This is a genomic window from Pedobacter sp. (genome assembly GCF_031119335.1).
Lineage (GTDB): Bacteria > Bacteroidota > Bacteroidia > Sphingobacteriales > Sphingobacteriaceae > Pedobacter.
Map to the genome: position 1 here is coordinate 1 of NZ_JAVHXT010000017.1, position 13,431 is coordinate 13,431.

At 35.9% G+C, this 13,431-nt stretch carries 9 protein-coding genes; 8 read left to right on the forward strand and 1 reads right to left on the reverse strand.

The window, feature by feature from the left end:
* The first annotated feature begins 880 nt into the window (after positions 1-880).
* The 6 genes from REI64_RS15685 (at position 881) to REI64_RS15710 (ending at position 7,241) form a co-directional block, all read left to right on the forward strand.
* Positions 881-1,828, forward strand: coding sequence for an outer membrane protein assembly factor BamD (locus REI64_RS15685; protein ID WP_308851085.1), 948 nt, complete (start codon positions 881-883; stop codon positions 1,826-1,828).
* A 1-nt stretch (position 1,829) separates the two neighbouring features.
* On the forward strand, positions 1,830-2,156 hold the full coding sequence (locus tag REI64_RS15690; RefSeq protein WP_308851086.1) for a DNA-directed RNA polymerase subunit omega: 327 nt from the start codon (positions 1,830-1,832) through the stop codon (positions 2,154-2,156).
* Between the two features lie 233 nt (positions 2,157-2,389).
* Complete coding sequence (coaBC, locus tag REI64_RS15695; RefSeq protein ID WP_308851087.1) at positions 2,390-3,592, forward strand: bifunctional phosphopantothenoylcysteine decarboxylase/phosphopantothenate--cysteine ligase CoaBC; 1,203 nt, start codon at positions 2,390-2,392, stop codon at positions 3,590-3,592.
* A 21-nt stretch (positions 3,593-3,613) separates the two neighbouring features.
* On the forward strand, positions 3,614-4,516 hold the full coding sequence (locus tag REI64_RS15700; protein ID WP_308851088.1) for a DUF4835 family protein: 903 nt from the start codon (positions 3,614-3,616) through the stop codon (positions 4,514-4,516).
* Positions 4,517-4,986: 470 nt separating this feature from the next.
* A complete protein-coding gene (locus REI64_RS15705; RefSeq protein ID WP_308851089.1) occupies positions 4,987-5,364 on the forward strand; it encodes a BlaI/MecI/CopY family transcriptional regulator in 378 nt (125 codons plus the stop codon).
* A 2-nt stretch (positions 5,365-5,366) separates the two neighbouring features.
* Positions 5,367-7,241 (forward strand): M56 family metallopeptidase, encoded by a 1,875-nt coding sequence (locus tag REI64_RS15710; RefSeq protein WP_308851090.1) that lies wholly within the window; start codon positions 5,367-5,369, stop codon positions 7,239-7,241.
* A 751-nt stretch (positions 7,242-7,992) separates the two neighbouring features.
* Here the strand turns inward: REI64_RS15710 and REI64_RS15715 are convergent.
* Positions 7,993-10,398, reverse strand: a complete 2,406-nt coding sequence (locus REI64_RS15715; RefSeq protein ID WP_308851091.1) for an outer membrane beta-barrel protein — start codon at positions 10,396-10,398, stop codon at positions 7,993-7,995.
* A gap of 543 nt (positions 10,399-10,941) precedes the next feature.
* On the opposite strand from REI64_RS15715, the gene recN reads away from it, so the two are divergent.
* Positions 10,942-12,594, forward strand: a complete 1,653-nt coding sequence (gene recN, locus REI64_RS15720; protein ID WP_308851092.1) for a DNA repair protein RecN — start codon at positions 10,942-10,944, stop codon at positions 12,592-12,594.
* A gap of 30 nt (positions 12,595-12,624) precedes the next feature.
* Positions 12,625-13,353 carry an energy transducer TonB gene (locus tag REI64_RS15725; protein ID WP_308851093.1) on the forward strand — a complete coding sequence of 243 codons (729 nt, stop codon included), beginning with the start codon at positions 12,625-12,627 and terminating at the stop codon, positions 13,351-13,353.
* The last annotated feature ends 78 nt before the right edge of the window (positions 13,354-13,431 follow it).

The following is a 13,431-nucleotide window of genomic DNA, read 5'->3' on the forward strand; positions in this document are numbered from 1 at the left end:
TGGATTAAATATTACGCGTTTTGGCTTGGTAGCTACAATATAATCGAAATATTCTCGGAACACTAAATATCTATATATAGCACATCGTAAAAGGAAAAAGAGATCGCTAAGTTCCCAAAGATGCCAGACCGGAGTCTCTAGGAGCGTAGCGAGAAAACTCCTAGAATAAATATACGCAACCTCGACATTATAGGACGCTTTAGAAATTGGAGCCTTAGCCTAATGACATTATACTTTTAAGAGATAAGGTGCATGAAAGTTGGAATAACTATGTATTATATATAGAATGGTCTACCCCTCTCTGGTTTTAAGTCTTCCGAAGGACGACTTAAACCACGTTTTGAAAACCAAGGCTCCAGACCGAAATAGCTTTCTGTATTATTTTTTGAAAGAACGAGCACTTTAGAGCATCATGCTATCATGGTTTGCCTGTGCTATATCTCGATACAAAGTCCTCAGTTTCGGTTTTTAAGATTTAAGTGTTCGCTATTTCAGCGATCACTAAACCAGACGGGCTAAATAAATGCAAATAAAAGAAGAGCTACGCAAAAGGCGACAAGATTTGGCAGGCTAATGATTACATACGGCTCGTTCACCTACATATATTATATATACATGTTGTAAGTTTTTTGAATGTGCCGAAAGCAATGCCTTTTGTTAACTAAACCTGATGGCAATGAAAAGCCCACAGGTGTAGCGCAGCGAAACCGAGGACTTGTAATGGACAGAAGGGCCAACAGTGGATAGTAGCAGGATAGCATATTTTCTAGTTATATATATTGTTAAAATTTGTTAAGTTTTTTACAGCTTTGCTGGCTTTAAGTAGCTTAGCCTTTATTATTTAATTGACGTTATCGTATTATTACCTTATCTTTGCAAAATGTTTAAAATTAAACACCTTATTATTTCTTGTTTCGCCATTGCACTTTTGAGCTTTGGTGCGTGCAAAAGTCGTTTCGAAAAGTTGCGTTTAAGTAATGACGTTGCCAAAAAATACCAAGAAGGGATTAGATTATATAATAAGAAGGATTATAATAGGGCGTTGATCTTGTTTGAAGGCTTGGTTCAGAAATATAGAGGCACAGCTGAAGCGGAAGATTTGAACTACTACTATGCTTATACCTTATATCGTTTGAAGGATTATACCACGGCTCGTTACAAGTTTAAGGAGTTTGCTGATACCTACCCTGCGAGTAAAAATGCTGAAGAGTGTAGATATATGGGTGCTTATTGCTATTATCTGGATTCGCCAAAATCTTCTTTAGACCAAGAGAATACATATAAGGCAATAGATGCGCTTCAATTGTTTATTAACCTTTACCCGAAAAGTGATAGAGCTACGCAAGCAGCGCAATATATTGCGAACTTGAGGGATAAATTAGAGACTAAAGCATTTGACAACGCCAAACTTTACTACACTTTAGGTGGCTATGATATTAGCAATTATAAGTCTGCAGTGGTAGCTTTGAAGAATGCACAAGTTGAATTTCCGGATATTAAATATGCAGAGGAAATGAACTTACTAATAGTGAAAGCGCAGTTTATGTATGCTAAAAATAGTTATCCTTTGAGACAAGAGGATCGTTTTAATGAAGCTATTGAATATTATAATGAGTTTATAGAAGCCTACCCGAATAGTAAATTTGCCAAGGAGGCAAAACAATTGAAAGCAGATAGTGATGCGGGAATTGTAAACGCTAAAAGAATAATGGCAGAAGAAGCGGCTATGATTGCAAAATATAAGGCGCTTGAAGAGGCTGATAAGAAGGGCGGTAAACAAAAAGATACTACTACTAACAAGAATTTAGATAATAAAACACAAAAATAAAATGAGTACTCCAAAACCAGCGATCCCAAATACTACGGTTACTAGAAATGTTCATGATTTGGATAGATCTACTGATAACATTTATGAGTCGTTAGTGATTATTGCTAAAAGAGCTAATCAGATCTCTAACAACATGAAAGAGGAACTTCATGGTAAATTAGCCGAGTTTGCTTCATCTAACGATAACTTGGAAGAAGTTTTCGAAAACAGAGAACAAATTGAGATTAGCAAGCATTACGAGCGTTTGCCTAAGCCTAGCTTAATTGCAATGGATGAGTTCTTAAACGACAAAGTTTATCACAGAAACCCAAGCAAAGAGCAAAAATAATTAGTTTGGCGTAATGCGTTAAAGCGTTTACGTGTAAACAACATATGATAGCCACAGCTGCACAGATTTTGAAATTTGTGTGCCTGTGGCTTAAATTGTTTATGGGGTTTGGTTCTCTTTTATATTTCCTATAAAAATTTGCTCATCGGTCAAGGAGAGATTGACAATTTCTTTTGATATGCAACGTAATTTTCTATTGCGCATAGAAGGAATTTATCTAAGTTTGCTTTTAGATGCTGAACAATAAAAATATTCTTTTAGGTGTTTGCGGCAGTATCGCTGCATATAAATCGGCTTTGCTGATTAGGTTATTAGTTAAAGCTGGAGCCAATGTTAAGGTAATCCTCACTGCTGATGCCAGCAACTTTATTACGCCGCTTACTTTAGCTACGCTTTCTAAAAACCCTGTGTACACCCAGTATTTTGAAGAAGAAACTGGCGTATGGAGTAATCACGTTGAATTGGGTTTGTGGGCAGATTACATGGTTATAGCTCCGGCAAGTGCCAATACTCTTGGGAAAATGGCCAATGGCCTTTGTGATAATTTACTAACAGCCGCTTACCTTTCTGCAAAATGTATGGTGCTTTTTGCTCCAGCAATGGATTTGGATATGTGGAAGCATGAAAGTACTCAAGATAATGTAGCGAGACTGCAAAGTTTTGGCAACGTGATGATAGCACCAGGAAGTGGCGAACTAGCTAGCGGATTACATGGCGAAGGCAGGATGGCCGAACCAGAAGAAATCATTGCTTTTCTGGAGAACCATATTAAGAAAGACCTTCCGCTGTTGGAAAAAAAAGTATTGGTTACCGCCGGACCAACCTACGAAGCCATAGATCCGGTTCGCTTTATAGGAAACCACTCTTCTGGCAAGATGGGCTTTGCTATTGCTGAAGAACTGTACAACCTTGGTGCAGAAGTAACTTTAATTTCTGGTCCAAGTGCTTTAACCACTCCTACCGGTGTTACCCGAATTGATGTGGTAAGTGCCAAAGAAATGTTAGATGCTTGCCTTGCCAGTTTTAGCAGTAGTGAGATTACTGTGATGAGCGCTGCTGTTGCCGACTACACTCCTATCGATGTTGCTCAGCAAAAAATTAAGAAAAAAGAGGATCAATTTAGTATTGAACTGAAGAAGACAACAGATATTTTAGCCACATTAGGCCAACAAAAAACTGATGCACAATTGTTAGTTGGCTTTGCTTTAGAAACTACCGATGAAGAGAACTATGCTAAAGAAAAGCTTAAAAAGAAGAATTTAGATCTCATAGTACTTAATTCTTTGAATGATAAAGGTGCCGGTTTTAAAACCGAGACTAACAAAATCACTATCTTTAACAAAGCATTGGATAAAACCATTTTTGAAACTAAATCGAAAATGGCCGTAGCCAAAGACATTGCGAACGAAATACTAAAACTCCTGAATAGAAGTTAATACCTATAATTGAAAAACCTAATGAAGAAAACCACTGTTCTGTTGCTCTTATTTTTGACAAGCTTTATGGCGGCTTATGCCCAGGAATTAAATACACGTGTTCAAGTATTGGCTCCTACAGTTAACAATGCCAATCGTAGAAACTTGGATGTGCTACAGAATACCATTAGAGATTTCATGAACAACAATAAGTGGACTGACGAAACTTATTTACCCCAAGAAAAAATAGATTGTAATTTGGTAATTAACATAACCGCTTGGGATGGTAATGCCGGTTACACCGCAGAAGCGCAAATCCAATCGAGCAGGCCTGTGTTTGGAAGTTCGTACTCTACCACTTTACTAAATATGAGCGATAAGGATTTCGCATTCAGTTTTAACGAAGGACAAGCACTAGATTTTTCAGATCAAAATTTCATTACCAATTTGAGTTCTTTATTAGGTTTCTATGCCTATACCATTATCGGATTAGATAAAGATAGTTTCGGAAAACTAGGCGGCACGTCCTATTATCAGAAGGCATTAAATTTGATTAATTTGGCACAAACTGGAGGCGGCAAGGGCTGGAGACCGGTAGATGGTTTAAGAAATAGATACTGGCTAAACGAAAATTTGCTCAATAATTCATTTAAAGGTTTGAGGACATTTATTTATGAGTATCACTTAAATGGTTTAGACAAATTACAAGCTAATAGCATCGGCGGCACAAAAAGTATCATGTCTTCATTATCAGATTTAAAGCAGTTTGATAAACAGAAATTAGGTTCAATATTTCCAAACGTGTATTTTTCAGCAAAGGCTGATGAAATTACCAATGTGCTGTCATTGGCAGACCCACAAGACAAACTAAAAGCTTACAACCTTTTGGTAGAGATTGATGCACCGAATACACAGAAATACGAAGGATTGAAAAAAAGGAATTAGTTTATTAACGGGTTGGGTCTTAATCTTACTTATTACTTTAGTGTAATACATCAATTCTCAACACACCATGTTTCTATAATTCGCAATAGCTCCGCGGGAGCTTAATTTCGTAGCTCCCATACCCTTGTAGGCGCCGCGGCTTTTAAACCTATTGATCATTGGGTATCTACATGATTTTTAATTAGGAGTGTTCGAAACCTTAACTTAATGTGAATTTGGAATAAAAATAATGTCACCACTTCGTGGTTTATAATTATCTCAACTCTTATTTCTATAAAAATATCAGTCTCCGATTTTATCGGAGCAAGCTCTTCGAACTTTCGATAAACTTGTTTCGAACACTCCTAATTGTTAATGCTTAACAGCTATAAAGTTGTACCGAAATCCAAATTTGTTAATTTTTTGTTAAATCATTTTGATTATACGAATATGTTCGTACATTTGAGTACGAAAAAATTCGTATGCAACAAATGAGCAATAATAACGTCAAACCTACAGAAGGAGAAATGGAAATACTGCAAGTGCTTTGGGAAAAGGGCAATTGTACAGTAAGGGAAGTTCACGAAGCTTTAAACAAAAAAGAATCAGGTTATACTACTACCCTGAAATTAATGCAGATTATGCATGAAAAAGGACTGGTTGATAGAGATACTAGTGCTAAAACCCATGTTTACCGAGCATTGATCAATAAAGAAACCACTCAACAACATTTGGTCAAAAAAATGATTGACAATGTGTTTAATGGATCGGCGGCGAGATTAGTGATGCAGGCTTTAGGCAACAAAAGTGCAAGCAAGGAGGAGATAGATTTAATTAAAGAATATCTAGACAAACTTGAAAACAAATAATCATGGAAGCCATTATCAACAACCTTATTAAAGCTATTGGATGGAGCATTTTACATTCGTTATGGCAAGGTGCAATCATTTTTGCGATTTTATTTATCGCCCTACAGGTGAAATCTAAATTTAGCGCAAGGTTAAAGCACAACTTAGCTATGGGTTCATTAATTCTAACTTTTATAAGCTTTTGCTTAACATTTGCTTCGTTGTTTAATATGCCTACAACTGTGGCTGCTAATCAAACATCTACAGATTTAAGTGGTGCTGCTTTAGCACAGCTATACGGCTTTACAGAAAGTTGGAGCTTTAAAACAGAAAGCTATTTTCCTTTTATTGTTGCGCTATATGCTATAGGAATTAGCTTCCAGATTGTTGTGTTGGTTTCGAGCTACATTAAACTTAAACAACTGAAACAAACGCAAATTGCTGCCATACCTGCAGAATGGTTAGCCGTTGCGGAAAAAACATTGTTGAAACTTGGTATTGCTAAGAAAGTTAAATTCTATTTGTCGGAAAGAGTGAATGTGCCTTTGGCGGTTGGCTTTTTAAAACCAGTGGTTCTTTTCCCTGTAGCGCTGGTAGCACAATTAGATATTAAACAAGTGGAGGCAATTCTAATCCACGAACTTTCTCACATTCGTAGAAACGATTACATTTTAAACCTAATTAAAACAGGTATAGAAACGGTGTTGTTCTTCAATCCATTTGTATGGCTAACTTCTAGATTTATCCATATTGAAAGAGAACATGCTTGCGACGACTTAGTAGTAAAGTTTACGGAAGCACCTATCACCTACGCCCATGCCTTGTTAAAATTAGAGCTCATTAAAGACAAAACACAACCTGCGCTTAGTTTGGCGGCTACAGGTAAAAATCAACATTTGTATCAACGTATTAAAAGAATTACCGATATGAAAACCAATTACATGAATGCGAAGCAAAAGATATTAGCGCTTTGCTTAACGTTAGCTACGGTGGTATCGTTAGCTTGGATCAATCCCACCAAAAAAGAGGAAAAAACTACCAAAAAGAAAGTTACTACAGTTTCGACCATTATTAATTCGGCAACTAGTAACAACGAATTGTTTTGTTTGCCGGCAGATACCGACACCGTTAAAAAGAAAGTTAAAAGAGAAATTATCATCAAAAGCAAAGACGGAAAGAGAACCGTTTACAATTCTATTGATGAATTGCCAGACAGTTTGAAAATCAAATTAACAGACTTGGAAAAAACCATTAACTCGCCCGAATGGAACGAGCAGCTAAATAAATTAAAGATTAATGGTTTAGAGCTTTCAAAGATGTTCGATTCGAAAGATTGGAATGATAAGATGTTGAAGATAGAATTGAATGCGAAGGAAATGGAGAAAATGTTCAATTCGCCAGAGTGGAAAGATAAAATGGCTAAAATAGAATTTAACGGCAAAGAACTCGAAAAGAAATTCAACTCACCAGAATGGAAAGAAAAAATGGCTAAAATTGAGCTTAATGGTAAAGAGTTAGAGAAAAAGTTTAACTCGCCTGAGTGGAAAGCGAAAATGAAAGATATCGAATTTAAGAGCAAAGAATTAAATGAAAAATTCAACTCGCCTGAGTGGAAGAAAAAAATGAAGGAAATGGAGGAATTGCAAAAGTCTCCAGAGTACAAAAAGCTACGTGAACAATATGAAAAGGACGTAGAAGAACTGAAAAAGAAAAAAGGAATTTCTAGCGAAAAGGCTTTCTTAATCTACGATAGTTCTATGCCGATGCAAATTGCAAATCTTCCACTTACCGCTATTGAAACTATCAAGAAAGTATTTGTAACTTCTCCTAAAGCTAAAGTTGAAGTTTGTGCAGAACCAGTTGTTAAAGCTTTAACCGATGTAACTGTAGTAAATTAATAAACCACACAAATGATAGCTAAGGGCGAGAGAATTTACTCTTGCCCTTTTTTATTGGTGTTTTTTAACCACAAAGACACTAAGAGCACAAAGTTTAACGATGTTTCTAAAGCTGCGTCGTAAAAATATATACCTACCTCTTGTGCATTTGTGAGGTTTAGCCACAGATATACAAATGAAATACAGATTTAAAACATACAAAAACTGAACTTTTTAATTAAAACCCTTTATTGAGCGACAATATTTCACTTCAATTTGATTCAAAACCAAAAAAATCTTTGCATTCCGAAAATCGGAACAAGTGCTGTGGCTAAATACACAACAGATATACACCTGTAAATTAGAAATTTAAACCGTTATTATTGAGTACACGTTGATGGGTACACCAAAGTGAGAATGGCTTTTGTTGGCGTCCCCGCCAACACACATTTGTTTCGCAACGCTAGTTACTGGTTCTGAGAAAAAAGTTTGAAAGTTTATTTACCACCAAGACGCAAAGCACAAAAAGGTTTGTTGTTTAGAACAATTATGGTTCGTTGATATATACGATTATTACCTTTTGCGCCTAGCATTTGGTGATTAGAATTGGTGGGTGTTAAATAGCCCGGATTGAAGCGGAAATATCCCGATTTTATCGGGAATTGGAGCAAAAAGCCGGACTGACATTGATAGTAGCAGTGGCCTTGTGCTTCAAAAAATAAAAAAGCCGAACTTTGATTGACAGTCCGGCTTTGGTATTAAAACAAAACAATTAATTGCTAGATTTCTTGGTATCGTCGTTATTGATACTGCGCTCGTTCTTCTTAATAGAGCCTTCCAATTTCCCGAATTTCCAGTTTAAACTGAAGAAAATTCTACGGAAGTAATTCTCGCGAATACGTTCTTGTGTGAAGTTTGGTCCCTCGGTGTAATTTCTAAAAGCCCTAAACTTTTGAAAAGGATTAGACACCGAACCCGACAAGGTTAATTTGTCTTTAATGAGATCTTTGCTACCGCTAAAACCTAGAAAATAATAATCGTTAGACTTACCTTGCAACATCACATTTGGCGCACCATAGTTACCCGAAATGGTTACTTTCCAAGCGTTTTCGAATTTATAGCTAGTATTGAAATTGGCATATCCGGTAACACCACTATTTTTTGCAAGCTGACCGTTAATCATTCCCTCTAGCCACAAGTAGTTTAAATTTCCACTCAAATTGAGGTTCCATTTGTTAGTGATTGGGTAATTAAAGTTGATATTTGTTCCCAATAATTTGTCTTTACCAATATTCAGCGATGTTACTCTTGTAAGATTTTCTGCCTCGATAAACTGGAAAACACGTTGTTGGGTGTTGTCAGCAAAATTATAGGTTAAGCTCACATTTAGTGATCCTTTTTTGAAATTGCTGTACGTTAATTCGAAATTGTTGCTTAAAACGGCTTCTAGATCTGGGTTACCAAAATATTCGAAATTAGGTCTAGATTTATCTACAAAAGGATTTAAATCCCAAATACCCGGACGTTGGATACGTTGCGTAAATCCTAAACTCATGCTTTGGCTATTCTTAAAAGTTCTGTTAAACGACACCGATGGGATTAAATTAAAGTAGTCTGTTTTAACTGATGAATTAGTGGTTTCGAACAAACCAGTTACATAAGTTGCTTCTAAACGTGCGCCAGCTTTGAAGGTCCAATCTTTCATTTTCAAAGTGTAGGTATTGTAAACACCGTAGATGTTTTGATCATTAGTGTAAACGTTACTTTGTAAAGGATCTATGATATAGTTATTTTGTGCAGCGTCGAAATTTAAAAATTGAAAGTTACTTTCGCCACTTCGTAAAATTGCTTTAACACCTGCTTCTACTGTTATTTTATTAAATGGATTGATATAATCTAATTGTGCAGTTTGTTCTTTAGATTTACTGATATTATCTTGTTGGTAATTATTTAACGCATTTGAAAAGCGAACATCATTAAGCTGAGGTTCCGTATTGTCGAAAAACTTATAAGAGAAAGTTAGCAAATGCTCTTTTTTATCTTTAAAGCCACGCTGAAAATTAAGCGTATAATCTGTACCTCGCCACTCGTATCGTGTACCACTGTTCATATCGTAGTTAGATAAATTTGAGCCGTCTTTAATATCGAAATGCTGATTTAAATTTTGATCATTGTAACCACCGTATGGGTTAATCTCGGCTGTGATTAAATTTAAAGAATCGATTTCGTAGCTCAACTCACCACCGCCCCAGGCCCAGAAGTTGTTGATATTTTGGTAGCCAACAGAAAATAAGCTCGATTCGATTGCGGTGTTACGGCTGTTTCTAATATCAGTATTCCTAATCCCTTTTACGTTCCAAACGCCTGTTCCGCCGTATAAATTTGCACCAAAATCGCCTTGTTTAAAGGTTACATTGGCATTTGCTCCCGGACCACCCGGTGTTTGATGACGTAAATTCAAATTTCCGTTATAACCATTTCCTACTTTTTTTGAGGTAATGATATTAATGATACCCGATAAGCCTTCGCTTTCGTATTTAGATGGTGGTGTTGTAATTACTTCAATTTTTTGCACACCGTTGGCGGGCATACTTCTTAAAAATTCTTTCGGATCTCTGGTTAAAACACCCGATGGTTTGCCGTTAATAAGAATGCGGTAGTTTCCAGTTCCTTTCAGTTTTAAGTTATCATCTGCATCAACCGATAATAATGGCACTTTACGCATCATATCTAATACAGACAATACTTTACTTTCGGGGTCGGCCTGTGTATCGTAAACAATTCTATCTGGCTCTTGCTTAATGATGGGTTTACTAGCCACAATAGAAACTTCGTTTAAGTCGTTGCCCTGAGGTTTCATCAGTATTTTACCTAAATCTACCTCGTTTGTAATAGCTAATGGAATTTGTTTCGATTTGTAACCTAACGAACCAATAATTAATTGGTATTGTCCAGCTTTAACTGCCGTGAATGAAAATTTCCCTTGTTCGTTTGAAATGACCGTTTTTAAAACAGCAGAGTCTTTTTTCAAAGCTATGGTGAAATATTCTCCTGGTTTTTGGGTAAGGCTATCGATAATAATACCTTTTACTTGAAAGGATTTGTCTTGTGCTTTTAAGCTAGTTGCATTAAAGATGCAAAGCATCGCAATTGAAAAAAATAGAAAGTATCTGCTCATTATAAAATTTTGTTTGGTGTGCGAAGCATTGCTGCACCGCTACTCCAACAGACGCTAAACTTTTTAGAACGTTGCACGGGTTTCGTAACAAAAAATTGTAATCATCAGAAGTGATTGATTTTTAAACATTAAAGTTTTGAAGAAAGATTATTTGTACGATTTGGATGATTGGTTTTTAAATATTAGGAAGTGAAGATTAGTTAAGAAAAACCTTAATGAGCCTTAATTCCTTAATGGTTCAAAAAATTAGAAATGTTTAAAATTATACCACCTAAGACACCTTAGTTCATTTAAGTATTTCGAAAACCAAAACACATTTATAAATTAAAACCATTAGCAAGTGACGATATACTAACAGGAATTTGATAAAAAACTTGCTGCTTTTCTATGCTTAATGCAGTTCTATTTTTATACGTTGGCGGGGATGCCAACGTAAGCAGTGCTCAATGTTGGCATCCCCGCCAACATTCGTTTACATGATAAACTATTTTGCTAAAAACAATAGTTCTTATTTTATTCTTTTAGCTTAATTTAGCGGTAGATATGCTACAAAAACTTTCGATACGTAATTACGCTTTAATAGATACTCTAGAGATTGATTTCAATAAAGGCTTGAATATCATTACTGGCGAAACTGGTGCTGGTAAATCTATCATTTTAGGTGCATTATCGTTGATTTTAGGTCAGCGGGCAGAAAGCAAATACTTTTTTAACCAAGATAAAAAATGTGTAATTGAAGGAAGTTTTTTACTAGCGGACGAACAATTAAAACCTTTGTTTGAAAGCAATGATTTAGATTTTCAGGCAGAAACATTATTACGTAGGGAAATTGCAATAGACGGAAAATCGAGAGCTTTTATTAACGATACACCCGTAAACTTGGGTACGTTAAAACTGATTGGCGAAAACTTAATTGCTATCCATTCTCAACACGCCACCCAAGAAATTAGCAATGCTGATTTTCAACTGCTGATTTTAGACGCTTTGGCAAATCATCAGCCACTGCTAAAAAAATATAAGCAAGAATACAAGCAGTTAAAACTTGCCGAACAGCAATTGGCAACTTTAAAGCAGCAAACGGATGAGGCTAAAAATAAGCAAGATTACGAGCAGTTTTTGTTTAACGAACTAGAACTGGCTGCTTTAAAAGAGGGCGAACAGGAGGATTTAGAGCAAGAATTAGAGAAACTAACGCATGCCGAGAGCATTAAACGTTCTTTATTGGCAAGTGCCAATTTAATTAGCGACAATGAAACCGCAGCCATCAATCTGGTAAAGGAAGCAAGTTCGCAGTTAAATTCGGTTGAAAAATTTGACACCGCAATTGCTGGACTTAATGAAAGATTGAAGTCTGTATTGATTGAATTGAAGGATGTATCGAGTGAGATTAGCAGCGTTGAAGAAAGTACAGAACATAATGCACAGCGATTGGAAACTATTCAAGAGCGCTTGGATTTATTTTACAGCTTGCAACAGAAACATCGTGTGGGTAGCAATACTGAACTTTTAGTGATACAAAATCAGCTTTCTGATAACTTAAATGCCATTGCAAATAGCGACGAGCATTTGGAAAAACTACAAAAAGAAATTGATGCACTAAATATGCAACTATTTAAGCAAGCGAAGGAATTAGATAGCAATAGAAGAAAAGCAATTACCATTGCAGAGAAGGAAGTTGGTAAAGCTTTGAAGCAAATGAATATGCCAAACGCAGCTTTGAGCTTCAATTTGGTAGAACAACCTCAGCTTAACAGCAATGGTATTAACGAAGTACAGTTGTTATTTACGGCAAATGCTGGTCAGCAGGCGGCACCAGTTGGCAAAGTTGCTTCTGGTGGCGAACTTTCTAGGTTGATGTTGGCAGTGAAAGCTTTGTTAGCCAAACACACAGCTTTGCCTACGTTAATTTTCGATGAAATTGACACTGGTATATCTGGTGAAACAGCTTTGCGTGTGGGCGAAGTAATTGATGCCTTGGCTGCAGATATGCAGATTATGGCGATTACGCATTTACCACAAATTGCTGCTAAAGGCAATTCGCATTACTTTGTGTACAAAGATGAGAAAGCAGATAAAACCACTACTGGTATTAAAAAACTAAATGCAGACGAACGTGTTGGCGCCATTGCAGAAATGTTGAGCGGTAAAAATCCGGGTGCTTCTGCTTTGCAAAATGCGAAGGAGTTGTTGGGCTAGTTGTGGAATTTATTTTGGCATCTTTACTATATGACAGAAATATTATTTAGTATTTTATATATAACAGCATTATCTACTACAGTTTTTGCCCAATCTAAGTTAGATAGTAATGAAGTTTTAACAGATACAATTAATATCAGGGGTTATGTTGTCGACGAAAACAATAGGCCATTTGCTGACGTAGAAGTTTCGACAGGTCACATTGGAGTAAAGACTAATTCAAATGGATTTTTCGAACTAAAAGGTTTTACTTTCAAATCGAATATTTTTTTTCATTGCGACACACTTTCAGATATTTTATTCAATAATCAAAGTCGATTTATCATCTATAGATTAGTAAACTCTGCAAACCAACTATCCACATACGACAACAATATTAAGATAGAAGCTAAAAGGACACAAGAGAAAAATCCGGTTCCTTTAGAATATATATACTACCCACCTGGATTTGTTAATAACAAATTTCCAGCAACTTATCCTGGCGGGATAGAGAAATTTTATAAATACATTCAAGATAATTTAATATATCCCAAAAAAGCAATAGACGCCAATATAGAGGGTATTGTTGGAGTAGAATTCAATATTACTAAAACTGGACGATTAGAGAATTTCCAAATCATTAAAGACATTGACTACGATTGCTCTACGGCATTAATAGAGGTGTTAAGAAAAAGTAGATTATGGAATCCGGGTACGAGTGGAGGAAAACCTACAGTAACAAAGTTTTATATCGAAATCCCTTTTAAACTAGTGGATTAATCAAATTATACAATTAGTAGCTTATTACACTACTCATAAACTTCGGAAAAGCGATTTCTATAGCTTTAAGATTGCTTC